23 protein-coding genes are annotated in these 21,601 nt (G+C 41.5%); 17 read left to right on the forward strand and 6 right to left on the reverse strand.

Annotated elements, in window-relative coordinates; translation table 11 throughout:
* Positions 1-5: 5 nt before the first annotated feature.
* The gene (locus tag R7Q47_RS05665) at positions 6-689 is read left to right on the forward strand and encodes an ATP-dependent zinc protease (protein WP_318088680.1); all 684 of its coding nucleotides are present in this window, start codon (positions 6-8) and stop codon (positions 687-689) included.
* Positions 690-812: 123 nt separating this feature from the next.
* Here the strand turns inward: R7Q47_RS05665 and R7Q47_RS05670 are convergent, their stop codons facing one another.
* Positions 813-1,349: a hypothetical protein gene (locus R7Q47_RS05670; protein WP_017634623.1), complete on the reverse strand. Its 537-nt coding sequence runs from the start codon at positions 1,347-1,349 to the stop codon at positions 813-815.
* Positions 1,350-1,504: 155 nt separating this feature from the next.
* Positions 1,505-1,879 carry a YgiW/YdeI family stress tolerance OB fold protein gene (locus R7Q47_RS05675; protein ID WP_005376220.1) on the reverse strand — a complete coding sequence of 125 codons (375 nt, stop codon included), beginning with the start codon at positions 1,877-1,879 and terminating at the stop codon, positions 1,505-1,507.
* Between the two features lie 155 nt (positions 1,880-2,034).
* Between R7Q47_RS05675 and R7Q47_RS05680 the strand changes: the two genes are divergently transcribed.
* The 4 genes from R7Q47_RS05680 (at position 2,035) to modC (ending at position 6,131) form a co-directional block, all read left to right on the forward strand.
* Complete coding sequence (locus R7Q47_RS05680; protein WP_053308076.1) at positions 2,035-3,486, forward strand: cobyric acid synthase; 1,452 nt, start codon at positions 2,035-2,037, stop codon at positions 3,484-3,486.
* A gap of 69 nt (positions 3,487-3,555) precedes the next feature.
* Complete coding sequence (modA, locus tag R7Q47_RS05685) at positions 3,556-4,311, forward strand: molybdate ABC transporter substrate-binding protein (protein ID WP_005376225.1); 756 nt, start codon at positions 3,556-3,558, stop codon at positions 4,309-4,311.
* Between the two features lie 27 nt (positions 4,312-4,338).
* Positions 4,339-5,028: a molybdate ABC transporter permease subunit gene (gene modB / locus R7Q47_RS05690; protein ID WP_005376227.1), complete on the forward strand. Its 690-nt coding sequence runs from the start codon at positions 4,339-4,341 to the stop codon at positions 5,026-5,028.
* The gene (gene modC, locus R7Q47_RS05695) at positions 5,025-6,131 is read left to right on the forward strand and encodes a molybdenum ABC transporter ATP-binding protein ModC (RefSeq protein WP_005376229.1); all 1,107 of its coding nucleotides are present in this window, start codon (positions 5,025-5,027) and stop codon (positions 6,129-6,131) included. The genes modB and modC overlap by 4 nt, the downstream gene beginning before the upstream one ends.
* 76 nt (positions 6,132-6,207) lie before the next feature.
* Here modC and R7Q47_RS05700 read toward each other — a convergent pair whose 3' ends face one another.
* Complete coding sequence (locus tag R7Q47_RS05700) at positions 6,208-6,645, reverse strand: DUF3069 domain-containing protein (RefSeq protein ID WP_005376232.1); 438 nt, start codon at positions 6,643-6,645, stop codon at positions 6,208-6,210.
* Between the two features lie 273 nt (positions 6,646-6,918).
* On the opposite strand from R7Q47_RS05700, the gene R7Q47_RS05705 reads away from it, so the two are divergent.
* Positions 6,919-7,878 carry a diguanylate cyclase gene (locus R7Q47_RS05705; protein WP_318088681.1) on the forward strand — a complete coding sequence of 320 codons (960 nt, stop codon included), beginning with the start codon at positions 6,919-6,921 and terminating at the stop codon, positions 7,876-7,878.
* A 251-nt stretch (positions 7,879-8,129) separates the two neighbouring features.
* Here the strand turns inward: R7Q47_RS05705 and R7Q47_RS05710 are convergent, their stop codons facing one another.
* Entirely contained in the window at positions 8,130-9,368 is a 1,239-nt protein-coding gene (locus R7Q47_RS05710; RefSeq protein ID WP_248486338.1) for a GGDEF domain-containing protein, read from the reverse strand.
* Positions 9,369-9,621: 253 nt separating this feature from the next.
* Here R7Q47_RS05710 and R7Q47_RS05715 point away from each other — a divergent pair, with 253 nt between their 5' ends.
* From R7Q47_RS05715 to R7Q47_RS05760, 10 genes are all read left to right on the forward strand, one after another.
* Positions 9,622-9,990 carry a late competence development ComFB family protein gene (locus R7Q47_RS05715; RefSeq protein WP_005376241.1) on the forward strand — a complete coding sequence of 123 codons (369 nt, stop codon included), beginning with the start codon at positions 9,622-9,624 and terminating at the stop codon, positions 9,988-9,990.
* 41 nt (positions 9,991-10,031) lie between these two features.
* The gene (locus tag R7Q47_RS05720) at positions 10,032-10,313 is read left to right on the forward strand and encodes an HlyU family transcriptional regulator (protein ID WP_031781167.1); all 282 of its coding nucleotides are present in this window, start codon (positions 10,032-10,034) and stop codon (positions 10,311-10,313) included.
* 434 nt (positions 10,314-10,747) lie between these two features.
* Complete coding sequence (locus tag R7Q47_RS05725; protein ID WP_248486340.1) at positions 10,748-12,304, forward strand: Re/Si-specific NAD(P)(+) transhydrogenase subunit alpha; 1,557 nt, start codon at positions 10,748-10,750, stop codon at positions 12,302-12,304.
* A gap of 8 nt (positions 12,305-12,312) precedes the next feature.
* Complete coding sequence (pntB, locus tag R7Q47_RS05730) at positions 12,313-13,689, forward strand: Re/Si-specific NAD(P)(+) transhydrogenase subunit beta (RefSeq protein ID WP_005376248.1); 1,377 nt, start codon at positions 12,313-12,315, stop codon at positions 13,687-13,689.
* Positions 13,690-13,844: 155 nt separating this feature from the next.
* Positions 13,845-15,299, forward strand: a complete 1,455-nt coding sequence (gene vxrA / locus R7Q47_RS05735) for a sensor histidine kinase VxrA (protein WP_025767766.1) — start codon at positions 13,845-13,847, stop codon at positions 15,297-15,299.
* Positions 15,274-15,936: a response regulator transcription factor VxrB gene (vxrB, locus tag R7Q47_RS05740; RefSeq protein WP_005376251.1), complete on the forward strand. Its 663-nt coding sequence runs from the start codon at positions 15,274-15,276 to the stop codon at positions 15,934-15,936. The genes vxrA and vxrB overlap by 26 nt, the downstream gene beginning before the upstream one ends.
* A 6-nt stretch (positions 15,937-15,942) precedes the next feature.
* Positions 15,943-16,824 carry a DUF2861 family protein gene (locus R7Q47_RS05745; protein WP_053303637.1) on the forward strand — a complete coding sequence of 294 codons (882 nt, stop codon included), beginning with the start codon at positions 15,943-15,945 and terminating at the stop codon, positions 16,822-16,824.
* Between the two features lie 60 nt (positions 16,825-16,884).
* Entirely contained in the window at positions 16,885-18,006 is a 1,122-nt protein-coding gene (locus R7Q47_RS05750; protein ID WP_085569025.1) for a conjugal transfer protein TraF, read from the forward strand.
* A gap of 41 nt (positions 18,007-18,047) precedes the next feature.
* Complete coding sequence (locus tag R7Q47_RS05755) at positions 18,048-18,209, forward strand: YoaH family protein (protein ID WP_005376257.1); 162 nt, start codon at positions 18,048-18,050, stop codon at positions 18,207-18,209.
* An 874-nt stretch (positions 18,210-19,083) separates the two neighbouring features.
* A complete protein-coding gene (locus R7Q47_RS05760) occupies positions 19,084-19,473 on the forward strand; it encodes a universal stress protein (protein WP_318088737.1) in 390 nt (129 codons plus the stop codon).
* A gap of 90 nt (positions 19,474-19,563) precedes the next feature.
* Here R7Q47_RS05760 and R7Q47_RS05765 read toward each other — a convergent pair whose 3' ends face one another.
* Both R7Q47_RS05765 and R7Q47_RS05770 read right to left on the reverse strand, forming a co-directional pair.
* Positions 19,564-19,776: a hypothetical protein gene (locus tag R7Q47_RS05765; protein WP_005376260.1), complete on the reverse strand. Its 213-nt coding sequence runs from the start codon at positions 19,774-19,776 to the stop codon at positions 19,564-19,566.
* Positions 19,777-20,072: 296 nt separating this feature from the next.
* Positions 20,073-20,912, reverse strand: coding sequence for a LysR family transcriptional regulator (locus R7Q47_RS05770; RefSeq protein WP_213962452.1), 840 nt, complete (start codon positions 20,910-20,912; stop codon positions 20,073-20,075).
* An 81-nt stretch (positions 20,913-20,993) separates the two neighbouring features.
* Here R7Q47_RS05770 and R7Q47_RS05775 point away from each other — a divergent pair, with 81 nt between their 5' ends.
* Complete coding sequence (locus R7Q47_RS05775; RefSeq protein ID WP_213962453.1) at positions 20,994-21,344, forward strand: hypothetical protein; 351 nt, start codon at positions 20,994-20,996, stop codon at positions 21,342-21,344.
* The last annotated feature ends 257 nt before the right edge of the window (positions 21,345-21,601 follow it).

Genomic DNA, 21,601 nt, shown 5'->3' on the forward strand with positions numbered 1-21,601 from the left:
TGTGGATGAAAAACTGGAAACTGATTCTGCCGCTTATGATGAGCGGCAGTTTAATTGCTTGTACGTCAACTCAAACGACGCAGGAACCTGTTGAGCCAGAGTCGCCAAAGGTCGAAGAGCCCGTTAAAGTCGAGCCAGAAGTGAAACCTGATGTAGATCCAAAGCCAGAGGTGGAGCCCAAACCAGAAGCGAAACCTGAGAAAAAGCCGGAACCAAAACCTAAGAAGCCAGTCAAGGTCACAAAAACACCCGATGGCATGTTAATTCTTGGTTCTGAAGAATGGGTTTATGTTCCTGAAATTGACCAGACTTTCAAGGCTAGAGTCGATACAGGTGCGACAACATCATCAATTAGTGCGACTGACATTGTTCCGTTTGAGCGTGATGGTAAAGACTGGGTTAAATTTAAGATAGATTTAGGTGACAAAGACACCAAAGAGTTTAAAGTACCCGTTGAGCGCTGGGCTAAAGTTAAGCAGTCTTCGTCAGAAGAGGTGGATAAACGAGCGGTGGTAATAGCCTACATTACCGTTGGGGATCACAAAGAAAAGACAGAGTTTACGTTAGCGGATCGCGGACATATGACGTTTCCAATTTTGCTTGGTCGAAGCTTTTTTAGAGATATCGCCGTTGTAGATGTATCGAAAAAATATGTGCAAGATAAACCTAAAAAAACCGCTAAAAACTGATGTATTAAAGCTGGTTTCTGCTACAAGCTAATAATTCGTGATTAACAAAAAATGGCCTCCAAAATCGGAGGCTATTTTTATTGAATCATATGCTTGCTTGTGATGCCCTAGTAGTCATGTCCACTAAAATGCAAAACGAGCAGACATTACAATTTGCTGGCCATAGACACCATTATTTTTGAAATCTGCACCAAGCGATAGTTGCTGAGTTGAGTGGAATCGTGCGCCCAGATTGTAAATGGTGTTCGAATCGTCATTATCTATGATTTGGCCGATACGGCCATGTAGCTCAACATTTTGCATAAACCAAATACGAGTGCCAATATTCACTTCCGTGCGCCACTCGTCGCCCACTTTATCACTGCCGTTCTCCTTAATGTTGTGTACCAACATTTGGCCATAAATATCTGCAAATTGGCCTGCTGGCCCATTAAAGCCTATACCACCAGCAATGTCCCAGTCTCCGCTAAACTCACTGTCTGCGCGAGCAATGAAATGGGTATTCTCTGTAAAGTAGGTATTGAACTCGCCACCAAATGTACCAGGGCTAGTACCCATGCGAAATTCCATCGTGTTGTAGTTGAAATTATTTGCATGTGCGGAAAGTGGCAAAATAGCACACAAACCAAAGGCTGCAACCTTTAGAGCTTTACCTAGCATGGTGTCTCCGGGCAAGATGATTAAAATGAACAAAAAAATGGTCTGCAAAAAGCAGACCAAGATTGATAAAGCTATCATTTTAAGTGCTTGCCGTCACTATTTAGCTGTAATCGTCACTACATCATGTTGATATGCACAGCAATCGGGGTTTTGTTTTACATGACCACGAGTTGTTCGACTTCAATCTCTGGCTTATTTCCGCCTTCAAATTCGCCAAACAGACGGACTTTAGTCGTGTGATCAATCGGAGTATTTAGCTGAATATCGTCATCGAGTTCGACCATCACTTCACCGGAACCATCGCTAAAGACAAACTTATCCGCGCGAACTTGACGCAATAAGTTACCTTCAACGACCACATCTTTTTCAGTAAACATATTGGAGTCGTTTAGCAAGGCATCCAATTTTTCCACAGTGACAGGACCGTTAAACTGCAAGTTTGATTGGTTTTGAGCGTTATCTTTCGCGAACGCGATAGAAGGAGCAATAGCTAAGGCGGCGATTGTTGCGATAATTGTATTCTTTTTCATGTTACATCCTCATCGGTTTGTTTTGATGGGGTCATTAAAGCAGGGCTTGTTTGAACCAATGATGATTTCAACATTCATATTCTATTCATTTGCTTGAGTAAGTGGGGACGATGACGTTATGATTGTTCATCTTCCTCTATTCCTTACAAATGTTCATGAAATCAGCGATCCCATCTTTAATGGTTCAAGGCACCACTTCGGATGCCGGAAAAAGTGTCCTTGTGGCAGGTTTATGCCGTGTATTAGCACGAAAAGGGATAAATGTTGCCCCATTTAAGCCACAAAACATGGCACTAAATAGTGCGGTAACCAAAGATGGCGGTGAAATAGGTCGAGCACAGGCCGTTCAGGCACAGGCGTGTAATATTGAGCCAACCGTACATATGAATCCGGTTTTAATTAAACCTAACAGTGATACAGGTGCTCAGATCATTTTGCAGGGTAAGGCGATTTCCAATATGGATGCGGCTGGCTTTCATGATTACAAGAAAGTGGCGATGGACACGGTGTTAGATTCCTTCTCTCGTCTGACTCAAGAATTTGATTCGATCATTATCGAGGGCGCGGGGAGTCCTGCTGAAATCAATTTACGAGAAGGCGATATTGCAAACATGGGTTTTGCTGAGGCCGCTGATGTACCAGTGATCATTGTTGCTGATATTGATCGTGGTGGAGTGTTTGCACATTTGTACGGAACACTTGCGTTACTTTCTGAATCTGAACAAGCGCGAGTAAAAGGATTTGTTATCAACCGTTTTCGAGGTGATATTCGTTTATTGCAATCGGGCCTCGATTGGCTAGAAGAAAAAACAGGTAAACCTGTACTTGGTGTACTTCCTTTTCTTCATGGTTTGAATTTAGAAGCAGAAGACGCGATCACTGCGCAGCAAGAGTTGCACTCTGAGGTAAAACTGAATGTTGTTGTGCCTGTTTTAACCCGGATTAGTAATCATACTGATTTTGATGTGCTGCGATTGAATCCAGATATCAATCTACGTTATGTAGGTAAAGGCGAAAAAATAGATAAAGCCGACCTTGTTATTTTGCCTGGGACCAAATCAGTGAGAGACGACTTAGAGTATCTAAGAAGCCAAGGGTGGGATAAAGATATCTTGCGTCATATTCGTCTTGGTGGAAAAGTGATTGGTATCTGTGGCGGCTACCAGATGCTTGGAAACTTGATTGATGATCCAAACGGCGTCGAAGGCCAACCAGGTCAAAGCGAAGGACTTGGCTTGCTTGATATCACTACGACGCTAACTAACAGCAAACAGCTTACAAACACACAAGCACAGCTTTCTCTTAACGGCAAAACAGCCAATGTAAAGGGTTATGAAATCCACGTAGGGCGAAGTGAAGTACGGGGCCTGCAACCTCTTACATTCAGTTCCGGTGAAGCGGAGGGGGCGATCAGCGAGTGTGGCCAAATCATGGGAACCTACCTTCACGGGTTCTTTGACGAGGCAGCTGTCTTAAGCCTGGTATCAGAATGGGTAAACGGCACCCAAATCAAACAACAAGACTTTGAAGAGTTAAAGGAGCAAGGCATTAATCGCATCGCAGATGCGATAGAACAACATGTGCGCCTTGATTTTTTGTTTAAATAGCCCATTAACTGATTGAACTTTATATTTAAATAACCTGTTCTTTCGCTTGCCTTGTATTGGAGTATCTCTATGAAAGCATGGAAACAGTATGCTTGCCTTACGGTAGTATTAAGCATTTCATTTTCAGCAAACGCATCAACGAACCTAAAAGTGTATGCAGCCTCTTCTATGACGAATGCGATTAACGAGATCGCGCAAAACTTTGAAGAAAAGTATGACGTTTCTATTACTCCCGTTTATGGTGGTTCTTCTTCTATCGCTCGACAAATTATCAATGGCGCACCAGCGGATGTATTCATTTCTGCGAACACGAAATGGATGGATTATTTGGTCGATAAAGACGTCATTTATCGTGACAATGTCACAAATCTAGTGCGCAATAGCTTAGTGTTGATTGCTCCTCAGTCTTCAGAATTAACCTCATTTAACTTTTCTGATGCAAAGGCATGGGAGAAGGCATTGCATGGAAATCGTCTTGCTTTAGGCAATCCGACGTCAGTACCTGCTGGTATGTACGCGAAAGAGTCATTGACTACACTGGGTGTATGGAAAGCGGTTCAAACTCACGTCGCACCAGCAAAGAATGTGCGCTTAGCTTTGGCGTTGGTTGAACGTGGAGAAGCGCCTTTAGGTGTGGTCTACAAAACCGATGCTCAGTTAACTGATAAAGTCAAAATTGTCGGCGAATTTGCGAGTGATACGCATGCGGCTATTGTTTACCCGGCTGCAATTGTGAATGATTCTACTGAGTCGGAGCAGTTCTTCCAGTACCTAAAATCGGACGAAGCCGCACGCGTTTTTGCTCAATATGGCTTTCAGCAATAAACCGGCCTTCAATTATAGGAACGAAGCGTGACAGAACTGGAATACCAAGCCTTAATGTTAAGCCTCAAAGTAGGCGCGTACGCAGTACTTTGGCTGATTCCTCTCGGCGTTTTTCTTGCTTGGCTACTTTCTCGAAAAACGTTCTTTGGTAAATCGATTCTCGATAGCTTAGTTCATTTACCACTGGTATTGCCGCCAGTGGTAATCGGCTATTTGTTGTTGATTTCTTTAGGACGACAAGGGTTCCTTGGAAAGTGGCTCTATGAAAACTTAGGGGTAGTCTTTAGCTTTAATTGGAAAGGGGCAGTAGTCGCTTGTCTTGTCGTGGCTTTGCCTTTGATGGTTCGTTCAGTACGCTTAAGCTTAGATAGCGTCGACCCTAAATTGGAGCACGCAGCCTCTACGTTAGGCGCTTCTCCTTTAAAAGTGTTTCTCACCATCACGTTACCACTGACCATTCCCGGAATTATTACGGGCACGATGCTGTCATTTGCTCGTAGTCTTGGCGAATTCGGGGCGACGATCAGTTTCGTCTCTAACATTCCGGGTGAGACCCAAACGATTCCGCTGGCAATGTACAACTTTATTGAAACGCCAGGTGCAGAAATGCAGGCGGCTCGTCTGTGTATCATTTCTATCGCGTTAGCCTTGTCTACATTAATGATCTCTGAATGGCTAAATCGTAAAGCGGCAAGCAGATTGGGTGCGAAGCAATGACGATTAAAGTCCAATTTAAACAAATGCTTGGTGAGACTGACTTCGACATCAAACTTAAGTTACCCTGTAACGGAATTAGTGCCTTGTTTGGACGATCTGGTGCTGGTAAAACGACGTTGATTAACATCATCAGCGGATTGGTAACTCCAAGGCAAGGGTATGTTGCGGTTGGTGAGCATGTTTTGTTTGACAGTGAACAGGGAATCAACCTACCAACGCACAAGCGTGGTATTGGTTATGTGTTTCAGGATTCACGTTTGTTTCCTCACTATTCGGTTCAAGGCAATTTGTTATATGGCGTTAAAGAAAAAGATGACGAGTATTTTGATGCAGTCACCGAACTCTTGTCTATCAAACCGTTACTAAAGCGCTTTCCGGTATCACTTTCTGGTGGTGAAAAGCAACGTGTTGCGATTGCGCGCGCATTGCTATCTAAACCCAATTTGCTTTTGATGGATGAGCCACTTGCCTCACTCGATATGCCAAGAAAGCGTGAGGTAATGCCTTTTCTTGAGGAGTTGTCGGAGAAGGTAAATATCCCTATTATCTATGTCACACACAGTCTCCAGGAAATTTTAAGGCTTGCTCAGCACCTTGCAATTATTGACCAAGGTAAAATTTCGAGTTCAGGTAAGCTTGAAGAAGTGTGGGCTTCTCATGCTATGCGTCCATGGCAATCTTTCTCAGATCAAAGCAGCTTATTTGAAGGCCGGATTGCTGAACATCATGAACGTTATGCACTGACTTGTATCAGCCTTGCACCTAATGTATTCCTGTGGGTGCAAAAGATTGACGGAACACCAGACACGCCAATACGCTTGCAAGTGCGTGCCAACGACGTTTCTATCACGCTCGAGCAGCCCAAGGCGACGTCGATTCGAAATATTCTGCCTGCTATTGTCGATTCCATCGAAGTGTTTAACGCAGCCGATGACAAACAGAGTATTAATGTATCACTCAAGCTAGACGAGAAATGTTATTTGTGGGCAACGATCACACCGTGGGCCCTTGACGATCTCAACCTAAAAATTGGTAGCCGTGTTTTTGCACAAATTAAAGGTGTCAGTGTGACACAAAAAGATATGGCACTAGCGCCTCATTAACCGTTTAGACTGATTTACGCTTCATGATCAAAAAAGGCCGCAAAGTGCGGCCTTTGTTACTAGAAGAATGTCGGAATTACTTCGCGAATACTTCTTTGAATTCACGCTTAAGAAGTGGGTCACGACGTGCTTTCTTAAGTTGCTTAACCATGTCTTTCACACAGTTGTGAAGCACATTATCAAGTAGTTGAGCACGGTATTCTTCTTTATCTTCATCTGTCATGTTTTCTGGCAGATTAAGAGTCGGAAACTCTTCCATCACATTAATACCAGCGAATGCTTGGCCTACAGAAACTAGAGCATGAAACTGTTCAAAGTTGTCTAGAATGTTCTGTGCACTTGCTGGCATTTCGTCCCATGATTCACGTACCGCTTCTTCAGACACTTCATGGATAGAGGTAACCATTTCGAACATTTGCTCTGGAACTTCGTCAAATTCGATAACTTTACGTAGCTCTGGAGAAATGCTGGCTAGATCGATTTTTTTGCTTTCGCTGTTAGTTGCTTCTGACATGGTGTGTCTCTCATTACAAAAAGGCGGGAATATTAATACCAAATGCATCAAATAGCTATACCCATTAGTCCGCAAGATGACCAAAGTGAATGAGTTTGTTGAACTTCTGCTCACAGGCTATGATTAGATAGGGTAACGTCCAGTCTAACTGCTTTATGCAATGGATTCCGTGATATTCAAACAAAAATATAGCACTTAATTATGAGTCGAATGCAACAACTCTATGAGTATGGTATATGTTTAATAAAGACATAATTAAAAATGGAACGCGTTATGCAACCGACAGGGACATCGATGCGAATCCTTCTGGTTGACGATGTTCAGCTAGACAGGATGCAGTTGGCTATTCGTCTAAAGCAACTTGGACATATTGTAAAAGCCGTAGGTAGTGGACTAGAGGCGTTAAATACCTACGAGAGTTTTGATCCGGAACTGGTGTTACTCGATATATCAATGCCAGATATGAACGGTTTTGAAGTCTCTCTTCATATAAGAGAAACGTTTCCGGATTGGATCCCAATTATTTTCTTGAGTAGTCACGAAGAGCCAGAAATGATTGCTAAAGCCATAGACGCGGGCGGTGATGACTATTTAATTAAGCCGGTAGATAAACTGGTACTGAACTCTAAACTTATCGCAATGCAGCGTATTGCTCATATGAGACGAGAGCTTAAACAAGCGACAGCTCAATTAGAGCAAGTTAATCAACTTTTGACTCAACAAGCGAATGAAGATGGCCTAACCAAACTCTATAACCGCCGTTATATCGACCATAAGTTGGAATCGATGGTTGCATGGCATGGCCGTCACAACATGCCAATGGCTTTGATTCTATTGGACGTCGATTTTTTTAAACCGTTTAATGATAATTACGGTCATATTGAAGGCGATCGTTGCTTGCAAGCGATTGCGAATCAACTCAAGGCTACTTTTTGTCGCTCTGGGGAATATGTAGGTCGATATGGTGGAGAAGAGTTTGTCGTGTTGCTAGGGTGTACCGACACTCAAACAGCAGAAAGAGAAGCCGAGCGTATACAAGAGGCTATGTATTTTCTCGATTACCCACATGAGTATTCTAGTGTGTCAAATAGAGTGACAGTGTCACAGCGTGTTTTTGTTTTTCAACCGACAGGGAAAGAAGTGCAATCAGACTTGTATGCAACCGTTGATAAAGCGCTATATACCTCGAAGTCTTTGGGAAGAAACACACATACTTTAGTTAATTCTCTTTAAAAACAAAATCTTATGAACGCCACTCTTTTTGTTGCGTTGTCACTTTTTGGTGGTTATTTTAAAGCTCACTCAAAGTAAGATAGGCAAACAGTGCGAACGGAATGTCGCAATCGGGCGTATACCTTATACCTTTGATTAGATAGATAACATCGGGATAGTGGCAACGATGAGTGCAGTTATTATGCTGATGGGGAAGTTCGGTTTTGTTGTAAACCCAGACAAGCTTGTTAACTTTCACGATTGGTGAGAGTCTAACGAAGCTTTATGCAGTTACGTCCGGCCTTTTTCGCTTTGTAAAGTGCTTCGTCCGCTGATTTAATGACGTCCAGAGGAGCTTGCCCATTCCGGCTATCAGCAACTCCGAAACTTGCGGTAACAAAAACCGACTTTCTTTTGGAACTGTTGCTACCACGACGTTTTTGTCCTTGTTTATGGTTCTCAGGGCGAGATTCTTCATCGCGTAATATCATCTCGTATTCTGCAATCGATTTGCGAGCTTCTTCCAAAAAGTTCTTACATTCGTCAGTGTATTTGCCTTTAAAAACGATGGTAAATTCTTCTCCGCCAAATCGATAAACTTTTGCGCCGCCTGGGGTTTTAGTGAGGCGCGAAGCGACCATTTTTAGAACGTCATCACCAGTATCGTGACCGTAGGTGTCGTTAAACTTTTTAAAATGGTCAACATCAAGCATTGCGATCGTGAACTTCTTACCCATGTGTTTTAGATCGAGATCAAGTGCACGTCTGCTCGGAATCAGCGTTAGGCTATCGGTGAAAGCCAGTTGATGGCTAGCGGAAGCGGCATAAATAATGATAAGCAGCCCTGTTAGCGTAAACATGGTGCTTGATATGTACTGCACATCAAAGAAAATGAACGTCGCAGACGCCAATACCATGGCAGAGTAGGTCATCGCATGGATAATTTCATTCTTCTTTAAAACAAGAATTCCAAGAAAACAGACAATACCCACGCAATATAAAACAAGAATGAAAGGCAGTTTAGAGACCGTCGGTACAATAAATAAAATACCGCTTGTCCATTGTTCAAACCCTCCTTCAACGTAATATGCTAGCGTTAGATAAGACCAAAGAACGAACATTGCTAACATCAAGATGTAAGTCAACATGGCTCTGGAGTCAAAACCTTCTTTACTAAACAAAAATACCGTAAGAAACGAGACAGGAAGTAACGTGGCTAAAATGGTTAGCTCAAGTAAAGCGGTACCACTTTGAAGCGGGACTTGTAGGCGATGCTGTATCACGAAGTAGGCTAGCAACATTGCCATGCACACCATGGACTCTCTGCCTTGCTTAAATGAATAACAAAGGAGTAGCGCACAACCTAATAGTATGTACGGCAAGTTTGCGGCAATGCCCCAGTTTGCCTGAGTCATCTGAATAATGCTGTCCATGCCCGAACTCACTATGCCCAGTAGCAAAAAAGGGAATAAGAATCTGAAGCCTGATGAAGTCATTGACGATGAGGACATCTATTACAAACTGCCTGAAAATAGTTGACTATATAATTGGTTAGGTAAATCGTTTTATCAATATGGATATTTATCCGTTATTGAATTTCGAACTTTGAGAACTAGCAAGAATACGTCTATTTGTTCCTTTTCCCAAGTATTTTGGAAGACATTACGGCAAAAAGAGAGAGATTGATTAAATTAAGAGCAATCAATAAGTTGTTATAAACAAGTCGTTGCTATACTCATTTCATAGGAAAAAGGAGATTTACAGATGCAGATAAGCTCAGATGTGCACAATTACATGGAAACATTAGTAGGCCAGGTTCTCAGTTTGCCCGAATTTTTAGAACAGTATGACAACGAACAGTTAGCCGATATTGCTTGCCTTGCGCTTATCCAGCTCAAGCCTGTCTATATCCGTCATGATATTGATTTTTTGTCTTCACTTCCTGAACAAAAATTAAGCCAGTTTAAGCAAAGCGCGGATATAGCGGTGAAAAACGCCGCAGAAATGGTGAAAGAAGACAGGCGTAAAAACCGAGAGTATGATGTGCCTGTAATTTTTTCCCATACTAGTTATGATGATGACAAAGAGTTGGATTGGTATGAAAAACCGATCCTTAACGTTAATATTAAGTAAGAGTCGCTCAGTTGACTAGTGAGCTGACCCAAGGAGGAATCGTGGGATTTTTTTCGCGTTTGTTTGGTGGTAGTGAGAAAACCGCTGAAGCTAAAACTATCGAGCCAGTTGAGTATAAAGGTTTCTTTATTTACCCAGAGAGCCTTTCAGAGGGCGGACAATATCGCATCGCTGGTCGAATAGAAAAGCATGACAATGATGAAGTGAAAACACATCGGTTTATTCGCTCCGATTTACTTGGCTCAGAGCAAGATGCCAATGACCTAATGTTGAAGAAATCTCAAATGTTTATTGATCAAATGGGCGATAAAATCTTCAACTAGCAATTTACTGCAATTTGATTCCAGTCATCTTAAAAAGAGCCATTAGTGTATATGCTAGTGGCTCTTTCTTTTTAACGCTTAAATCTCTGTTAAGTCAGTATTTAATCGTTACCTGGTTAGACCTCAGTCTAGTACGGTGTTGCGTTGTTATTTTTCGAGCACAGAGCGACAATCATTCATTACTTAGCGTTATATGTAATGAAATTTAGTATTTAAATTACAAAAGACTTGAAGTAATGAGACGCGTTCGATACAAACAGAATAATAACAGGGCTGTTAGTCAAGGTGTTATTGTGCAAATGGGTGTCCCCAAACATCATCTTTCGTTTGCAATTGTCTTGCGTGGTAAACAGATAGAAATAAAAAAGAATTAGAGTAGAGCGACGCTCTGTTTTGGGACTAATTTATTGATATGTATACAAGGAGTATGCGTTTTGCAAATCGGTGTACCTAAAGAGATACTCGCGGGTGAATCGCGAGTGGCTGCATCGCCGAAGTCGGTTGAGCAGTTAATAAAATTGGGATTCGATGTCGCGATTGAATCCCAAGCGGGGGTGCTAGCGAGTTTCGATGATGCCGCTTATGAAGCAGCTGGTGCGAAAATCGTTTCTAGTGAAGAAGTTTGGGTATCTGGCCTTATTTTAAAAGTTAATGCGCCAATTGTGGATGATGAGCAAGGCATTGACGAAATTGCGTTACTGCAAGATGGAGCAACACTGGTTAGCTTTATTTGGCCGGCTCAAAATGCTGAGTTGATGGAACAACTTTCAAGTAAGAACATTAACGTTCTTGCCATGGATTCCGTTCCTCGTATCTCACGTGCACAAGCCTTAGACGCGCTATCTTCGATGGCTAATATCGCTGGTTATCGTGCAGTGGTTGAGGCAGCTCATGAGTTTGGTCGTTTCTTTACAGGTCAAATTACGGCTGCCGGTAAAGTGCCTCCAGCGAAAGTATTGGTTGCGGGTGCTGGCGTCGCTGGCTTGGCGGCTATCGGTGCTGCAGGTAGCTTAGGTGCCATTGTCCGTGCGTTTGACGTCCGCCCAGAAGTAAAAGAGCAAGTTGAATCGATGGGCGCTGAGTTCCTGACCGTTGACTTTCAAGAGGAGTCAGGCTCCGGGGATGGCTACGCAAAAGAAATGTCTGATGACTTCAACAAAAAAGCGGCAGAGTTATACGCAGAGCAAGCTAAAGATGTTGATATCATTATTACGACCGCGCTCATCCCTGGTAAACCTGCGCCGAAGTTGATCACCAAAGAAATGGTCGACAGCATGAAAGCGGGCAGTGTTATTGTCGATTTGGCAGCTGCTAATGGCGGTAACTGTGAATATACAGTGAAAGACCAAGTTATCATGACGGATAACGGCGTAAAAATTGTTGGTTACACTGACATGGTTGGTCGTTTGCCAACACAATCTTCTCAGCTTTACGCGACAAACCTTGTCAATCTTCTAAAACTGTTGTGTAAAGAGAAAGATGGCAACATCAATATTGATTTTGAAGATGTTGTTATCCGTGGCGTTACCGTGGTGAAAGAAGGTGAAGTTACTTGGCCAGCGCCACCAATTCAGGTTTCAGCTCAGCCGCAAGTGAAACAAGAACAGCCTGTGAAGCCAGAGCCTAAAGTAGAAGAACCTACGTCTCCAACGAAGAAAGTTATTGGTGTGGCAGCGGCTGTTGGAGCCTTTGCATGGGTAGCATCGGTTGCTCCGGCAGCGTTTCTTTCTCACTTTACTGTATTTGTTCTAGCGTGTGTTGTCGGATACTACGTAGTATGGAATGTTACTCATGCACTTCATACACCACTAATGTCAGTAACGAATGCTATCTCTGGCATTATTGTCGTTGGTGCATTACTGCAAATTGGACAAGGTAATGGCGTCGTTTCATTCCTATCTTTTATTGCCGTATTGATCGCGAGTATCAATATCTTCGGTGGTTTCACCGTCACCAAGCGTATGCTTGAAATGTTCCGCAAAGATAAATAGGAGTCACAATGTCTGCAGGATTAGTACAAGCAGCTTACATTGTTGCTGCATTATTTTTCATCATGAGTTTGGCGGGGCTTTCAAAGCAAGAGTCTGCTCGTAATGGTAACTACTACGGTATCGCTGGTATGACGATCGCGCTGATAGCGACGATCTTTAGCCCAGATGCTCAAGGTTTTGGTTGGATCATTATCGCGATGGCGATAGGTGGTGCGATCGGTATTTTCTATGCGAAGAAAGTAGAAATGACCGAGATGCCAGAACTGGTTGCGATTCTACACAGCTTTGTAGGTTTAGCTGCGGTTTTAGTTGGCTACAACAGCTACCTAGATGCGCCAGAAGCAGCAACACATGCTGAGCATGTTATCCACCTTGTAGAAGTATTCTTGGGTGTGTTCATCGGTGCCGTAACTTTCACCGGTTCAATTGTCGCATTTGGTAAGCTGCGTGGTGTGATTTCTTCGTCGCCACTTAACCTGCCCCATAAGCACAAAATGAACCTCGCAGCGGTTGTTATCTCTACGCTTCTTATGATCTACTTCGTAAAAGCAGATGGCAGCATGTTCGCTCTTATTGTGATGACTTTGATCGCGTTCGCATTCGGCTACCATTTAGTCGCTTCAATCGGTGGTGCTGATATGCCAGTTGTTGTCTCTATGTTGAACTCATACTCAGGTTGGGCAGCAGCGGCAGCAGGTTTCATGCTAGCAAATGATCTATTGATTGTAACAGGTGCTTTGGTAGGTTCATCAGGTGCGATTCTTTCTTACATCATGTGTAAAGCAATGAACCGTTCGTTTATCAGTGTTATTGCCGGTGGTTTTGGTCAAGAGATAGTGATTTCAGGTGACGAAGAGCAGGGCGAATATCGTGAAACAACGGCTGAAGAAGTTGCAGAGATGTTGAAGAACTCAAAATCAGTAATCATCACTCCAGGATATGGCATGGCAGTAGCTCAGGCACAATACCCTGTTCATGAAATTACTGATGTACTTCGTTCACAAGGTATTGAAGTTCGCTTTGGGATTCACCCAGTAGCGGGTCGTCTACCGGGGCATATGAATGTGTTACTCGCTGAAGCAAAAGTACCGTATGATATCGTTCTTGAAATGGATGAAATCAATGATGACTTTGCAGAAACCGATACCGTATTGGTTATCGGTGCTAACGATACGGTCAACCCAGCCGCACTGGAAGATCCGAACAGCCCAATCGCTGGTATGCCCGTATTGGAGGTATGGAACGCGAAAAACGTAGTGGTATTCAAGCGCTCAATGAATACTGGTTACGCAGGAGTACAGAACCCACTGTTCTTCAAAGAAAATACATCAATGCTATTTGGTGATGCGAAAGAAAGTGTTGAGTCTATTTTTAAAGCACTTTAACCATTCTTGATTTAAAACTATACAGGGTCAGCAATCGCTGGCCCTTTTTTGTTCCGTTTCAATGTTATAGTAATGCAAATCCTTCTGTTAGCAGATGTCAATTGCTTGTAGATTGATGTATAGTTTTGGCTAATGTAACAAGTGACGGTAACAGTTTGATTAAAAAGTTTTTGCTCGGTTTTGCAACTGTATTGCCGCTTTTTTCGGCACCTGCATTTTCCGATTCACTACCAGAAAGAATAGATACGTTTACAGAGCTATTTAACTATGAAGTAGCTCTTAAGTCGTACGATATTCGTATTCTGCAATCAAATTATCCTACCAAGTTACTTGCGCCAGATTCGCTTCTGCCGCAAACGTCTGACTATCCGTTAAAAGATATCCAACAGCTTTACAGCTTGGCGAATACTTGTCGTGGCAAATTACCATTAAGTCCTTTAATTACTGAGCCTTTAGTATTTACAAGGGCGATTTGTAAAGGGACGCAGCTGACACCTCGTTGGTTCTCGCGTAGTGGTCTCATTCACCCTGGTGGTGGGACGTATGCGGCACGTTATGTGGATAAGTATCCAGAACTCAAACCCAAACTATCTCAGTACATGCATATAAAAGAGCGTGATAACGAGGAAGGGGATGAGTTGCTAGAAAGCTTGAAAAACATGGATGACGACGCCATTAATGCTTTGATTGCAGGCGCGAGCATGTTTATTGAAGGTAACGAACTTTGGTTAAGACGTGGTGACCGTTACTTTGTTTTCGAGAAAGATATCTGGCAAGAGAACGTAGCGAATGCGGGTCTGTCATACGCTCTAGCGTCTCAAAGCAAAAGTTGCTTTGTTAAACGAGGTAATATTTGTTGGGATGTAGAAGATCACTCGCAAGTTTTGCGGATCAGTATGATCATACTGGTAATCGCCAATATTCTTTTGGTGATTGGTTGGGCGGTGTACCGTTGGAATAGCAAGCGAGAAGAACTACGTAGTAGAATGCTCGTGTTGCAAATTTTAACGCATGAGCTCAGAACACCGATTGCATCTCTGTCACTAACGGTTGAGGGCTTTCGTCGAGAGTTCGAGCATTTGCCTGAAAGTGTGTATGACGAATTCCGTAGATTGTGTGAAGATACGCGCCGCCTGCGTCAATTGGCAGAAGCGAGTAAAGATTATTTGCAATCTGATAACCAAATGCTTGCAACAGACTGGGTACCATCCGTTGCAGATTGGTTAGAATTTAAGATCGAAGAAGAATTTGATAGTGCCGTGCTTTTTAACATCAATGAAGATGTGGCTGCTAAAGTTAATGTGTACTGGTTAGGAACTTGTATCGATAACTTGCTTCGTAATGCGCTTAAGTACGGTGTCGCACCGGTTGAATTGGATGTCTCAACTAGTGAAGAAAAAATAGTATTCCAAGTCCGAGATGCAGGAGGCCTAACGGCTAAAGATTGGGCAAATTTGAAGAAACCGTTCGTAAGTAAGAGCGGGTTAGGACTTGGATTAACAATCGTTGAATCTATGGTAGGCCGCATGGGCGGAAAAATGTCCTTAATGGGACCACCTACAACTTTTATATTGGAGATACCTTGTGAAACAGACACTGCTTCTCGTTGAGGACGATAAAAACTTGGCTGACGGCCTGTTAGTAAGCCTGGAACAAGCAGGATATGAGTGTTTACATGTGGAGCGTATTGCAGACGTAGAGCCACAATGGAAAAAAGCTGACTTGGTAATTCTCGATCGCCAACTCCCAGATGGTGACTCTGTACAATGTCTCCCAGAATGGAAACAGATTAAAGACGTACCAGTTATCTTGTTAACAGCACTTGTTACCGTAAAAGATAAAGTTGCAGGCCTTGATTCCGGCGCGAACGACTACTTAACAAAGCCTTTTGCTGAAGCGGAGCTTTTTGCGAGAATCCGTGCACAGCTACGAGCACCGGATTCAGCAGAACAAAGCAACGCTGATAAAGTGATTACGAAAGACTTAGAGATTGACCGCTCGACTCGTGAAGTGACTTATAAAGACGAGCTAATTACGCTTACTCGAACAGAGTTTGATTTGCTGCTATTTTTGGCGTCAAACTTAGGTCGCGTGTTTACTCGTGATGAGCTACTTGACCACGTTTGGGGTTACAATCACTTCCCGACAACACGTACGGTTGATACACATGTACTGCAGCTTCGTCAAAAACTGCCAGGACTGGAAATTGAAACACTTCGTGGTGTTGGCTACAAGATGAAAGCATAAGTCGTAATGAAAATACTACTCCCTGTAGTTCTCTCATTAGCGTTAGTGAAACCAGTCCATGCGATGGACTGGTTTCAAACTAACACGCCTTTAACACAGGCACATCAACACTTACTTGAAGATGATCTTGCGGGTATGTTCAACTCTCTTGTTGAACTCTGGCAAACTGAACCAAGTAAAGATTTGACTCCTCACCTTAATGATCTTCTTGGTCAGTCACTATCTAAAAACTGTGGCAAGGCTCTCACTGGTGTAACGCTGCCTGATTGGATAAGTGGTGTGAACGTTATTCGTCAGACTATTCAAAGCCCTGGGCGAGATACATTTAGATTGGTGATCAAGCTAAGAGCTACAACTGACATCGAAAATATTTCATTTAATCGATGGGTGGATGATTCTATATCCGCGGACAGTTCATTCAGCTATGAACAACAGCCGAACGGGACAGAACTTGCCAACGAGCGTAGTTACTCGAAACGCTATAACTTAACAGGTAAGCTTGAAGCTGGTTTATATCACTTAACCGTTGTTTCTACTGATAAACAAGAGTATCGAACTTGGGTAATACTTGGAGATTCAAACTCTTCTCAATATGTTCGTTGGACATCTAAAGAGAATTGGAAAGTAGAAAAGAGCGCACTTCGTAATCCCCATTGTCCATTACCGCAACTTGAAGTCGGTTTGTATGACTACATTGATGGCCAGTACGAGCAAATGTGGAAAAAGACTTACGAGTCTAACTATCCAAATTCATTGGAGCTAGCGGGTGTCCCAAACGATAGATACGTATTGGCGGTAAGTATCAATAGTCGCCGTTGGCAGGGCGATATAATTGTTGAGCAGGCTCAAACTATTAGCCGAACCTATGATCTTTCCCAAGAAGAATAGTTAAAGAAATACTACTTGTGCCGATAAAGGTTCAGGACGAACTAAAATCATAAGTGTAGTATGAAAAACAAATATAAAATTCTTGCCACTTCTGTTGCTACTCTTCTTTTCGCTAATGCTGCTTCTGCTGCTACTTATGCGATAGAGGCTCGTAGTGATGCAATGGGTGGCGTTGGTACCGTATCAGCAACTTATCTAACTGCGCCTTTTTTCAACCCCGCTCTTACTGCGATTTATCGCCGAAATGACGATGCAGGCATGATCGTGCCAAGTTTTGGTGGCAGCTACGATGATCAATATGATCTAGTTGATGAGATCGAACGCATCAGCAAATTGACAGACGTCGATGAAATCAAAAAATCGATGGATGCTATCGATGGGAAAAAGACAGACTTTGATCTTGGTGGTGTCGTTGCCATTGGTATTCCCAACAAATTCTTATCTGCAACTGCATACGGTAAGCTATACACTGAATCATTCGTACAACCAAATGTTGATACCTCAGGTACTAATCCATTAGATGATAGCTATGTACAAGGTGTTTCTATTGGCGTGGCTGAAGCAGGTATTTCACTTGCTAAATACACTAATTTCATGAATCAACACCTTTCTTTTGGTGTTACTCCTAAACTTCAGCGTATATACACATACTCATACGCCACGAGTTTTCAGAATTTTGATACTAAAGACTTACGTGAAAATGAGACCGCGGAAACGATGTTTAACTTAGACGCAGGCGCACTTTGGTTCTTTGGCCCATATCGTCTCGGTATTTCAGCGAAAAATTTGATCGGAAGAGACGTTAAAACAAAATCATTCCAATATGGCAGCGATACGATAAAATCATACGAATATAGCATGCGTCCTGTATACACCGTTGGGGCAGGGATTGTTGCCGATTACTTTACGATGAGTGTTGACTACGATCTTAACGAAGAAAAACGTTTTTCATCCTTTGATGATAATACGCAAATGATTCGAGCTGGTATTGAATTTGATATTTTGCGTCAAATGGCATTACGAGCAGGGTATATGAAGAACTTAGCTCGAAGTAATGACGAAGGAACCATTACTGCTGGCATCGGGTTGTCCCCACTTAAGTTGTTCGAATTGGATATCGCAGCTCAGTACACAAACGAGAACGCTATGGGTGCATCCATTAATTTCCTTGCTACCTATTAGTTGAATCGTTATAGTCAGCTCCTCAAAATGAGGAGCTTTTTATGTTTGACGATTTACCCCCTCTATCCCACCAAGAGCAACAACAAGCTGTAGAGAGAATTCAAGAATTGATGGCGAAGGGCACAAGTACTGCAGAAGCTATCAAAATTGTTGCCGAACGGATTCGTTCTGAGTACGCAGAAAAACAACAACAACAAAACTAATCAATTCATGGACAGGGCATACGCCCTGTTTTTTTGCCTTTCTATTTTCTATTCCTTTACATTCCCAAACACCACCCTAATTACGCTGTAACTACAATTTACTAAACCTATATGATTTTAATCTTGTTCAATTGCCTTTAAGATTAAATAGCGAGTTAGTAAAATTTTACCTAATCGTGTTAACCTTAGTTTTCGTAGCACAGGCAATTAGGCTTTTTTTAAAGAGATCATAAATTAAACTCAATAATATCAATTATTTACCTCGGGCATTTAATCTGCCAACCATATTGGTTGCGATTGATCTTGTAATTTAATTACAAAGTGCGAGAGGGCTTCGTTCCAAGGTAGAGGATTATGCTGAAAAAAGAAAAAAGATACACCGTAACTTATAACGGTAATTAAACTAGACTTATTAAATACGCGATATAAGAACAGTAAGCACTCGCAGACATATGTAATAGATGAATCGGAAGTTCATCTTATTTAGCTGATTTTTTAGCCGAAATACGTCTCCTGGATTTGAGCGGAGCGTTACATATTGAACACGCTTAACCTAAAGTAGTTTTACTAAACTAGGCGACGTTGAAGTGGGTAATATGAAACCTCAAGAGTAGTAGAAATAAAGAGCAGTGACGAGCGTTACAACGTAATGTTTCTTAGCATCCTTCCTGTTAAATAGTCCGATAATTAGAGAAGAAATTGGAAAAACATCGTTGATCTTTGGATGAGAGGAAGCAACAAGGTTGCAATGAAAACTATTTGCCTGTTTTACACTAAACTCCTTTAACTATCATGTAGCAGTAGTTTTGATGTTGTGTTCGCTCTATGTGGACTAGACTTAATATGAGAACAAAAACTAACCAAGGGAGGAATGATGGGTTACAAGCACGTTTTGGTTGCTGTCGACTTATCTCAATCTAGCCAAGCCGTTATCGAAAAAGCAATAATGCAAGCAGATAACTCAAGCAGCAAACTCTCATTTGTTTACGTAGATGTTGATCGCATAGTCATGGAAGCGAAGGAAGAGCAAGAATTGGAAAGAAGGCTGCAAGAGCTCGCTGATAAATGCTTATACCCAGTACACGAGACCATGGTAGTAATCGGCGATCTTCATATAAAACTATCGGGAATCGTCAAAAAAGAGGGGATAGATTTAGTTGTCTGTGGTCATCATCACAACTTATTGAGTCGCTTTTTTTCATCGATACCAAAGGTTGTGAACGAAGTTGAAGCTGATTTATTAATCGTCTATTTAGAAGAGTGATCGACAACTCTTGTTCGCACTCATCATTTTTTGTCACTAAAAAGCCGAACTTTTATGTTCGGCTTGGTGTATCGGTGATAATAAAAGTTTTTAGCCAGGAATGATTGATGCCTCATGAGATAAAACAGATGCAGACTCCGCGTTTGACTGCAGATCAAAATGTACGTTAACTTGCACGCCTTCTCGCTCAAAAGTGACATCATCAAAATCGGTCATAGCTATTTTGAATCCATTTCTAGCAAAAAAGCCAGTCACCATAGTTCGCTGCTTAATTTCTAATGCAGACGCGAGTAGCTTATCCATGGCATTCTCCTTGGTTATTGTGGGGATATGGGTAGAAGATACACATAGATTGGTATGAAATCAATTTTATATAAAGTTGCTTTTGATGAAAATTTTAATGTAAGTCTATCTATCGTTTACCCCACGTGATTTATTCCACGCAAAACCTTGATAACAAGACGGCAGAGCATCTCACATTGTGATAGCAAGCATAAAGATGGGGGTGTTAATAAATACTGCCGAAACAATATGTTACAAATATTAGCGTTAGGCCTAGTTGAGTAGACAACGCAAAATTCTAAATCTGAACAACCGCCCTAAAATGACTCACTCTTCAATACTTGTGATAACTCAGACCTAATAAAAGTAGATATCTCAGCTAGCTTTCTTGGCAAAGGGTTTTGATAAGGGTAGGCAATATACATGGAACGTTCTATATCAAAAGTTTGCGATATTCGGATGTTTTTGTCTATATAGTTACTTTTAATAAGATAGTTTGGAATGACACCAACCCCAACTCCCTCAGAAACAAAGTTTATTAAAATAGAGGTGTTATCAACTTCGATAACATCAGTATATTGATTTTTAATTGATTCCTTATTCGAATGATGTTTGTAGATTAATAGTGTTTTGTGGTTGGCATTACTTACCCTAGATATCAAAACATCACTATAATCACCAATTTTATGTGCAATAAGGGTGTCATCAATAACATTATTAAGCCTAATCGCTAAATCTACGTTGCTTTCTAATAAATTTTCTACATTGTTACTTGACGATATTTCAAAATCAACTTTTGGATATCGTTCTTTTAAGTCTTTAAGAACAGAACCAAAAATAGAAGAGGCTATAGAGTTGGGCATTGTGATTTTAAACTTTCCATCAATGCATTCACTCAACGAGCTAGCTCTGTAATTTAACTCGTGCAAACTCTCTAACGTCTTGATAGCAAGCTCTCTAATGCTTTCGCCATGATCAGTTAAAACGAGTTTCCTTGTTGTTCTGTGGACGAGTGTTACGCCAAGTTGTTTTTCTAATGCTGCTAGCTGCCTGCTGACTTGAGCTTTAGACTTTCCAAGTTCTTTTGATGCCTCTGTAAGAGAGAGGTGTTTACAAATGGCTGCAAAGCAGATCAGCTCATTGTTCATCAATTCCATGATTGTTACCTTTTTGCAACTCTGAGTCACGTTGTCTTTTAACTGGTGGGAAAGTATAACTTGCATCATCGGAGGGGGACAATGATATTTAAAAACCGCCATGAAATAATGGCAGACTACTATCTTAATAAAACCATATTGGATATTAAGTTAAACCGATATCCTGAAGAAATTAACTCAATCGGATTAAATATAGAAAATAAAGATTTAAAAATAAAGAATTTGTCTCGTGAAATTACTAAGTTGGATTCGGGTGATTTAATTGTTGATTGTGCATCATTGATAATGACTCATTACATATCTAAAAAAGTAATAATAAAAGTTGAAATTGATTTTTTAAATTATAAAGTTAAACGTGTAAGGATATTAAAATATGAAGACTGCAATACAAAATTCGAAAAGATCTGTTTATCAGAAAGATACATTGTATAGAATAATAAATAATATTAGTGCTTTGTATACCAAATCACTAGTAAAATTATTTGGTGAAGAGTTGAGAATCCATCATTGCAAACATAAGATTAATGTAAGAACCACTAACGAGTTGAGTGAGCATATGAAGAAAGATCTAGGTATAGATTGAAAAGTAGAGAGTTTACATCTGTTAGATTCCTTGTTCCTATAAAGGTAATCTAGTACTTATACGTTTGGGTTAAGCAAATGCGTGTCTATGTTGACTCATATTGAAT

This window comes from Vibrio sp. Vb0349 (genome assembly GCF_033338975.1).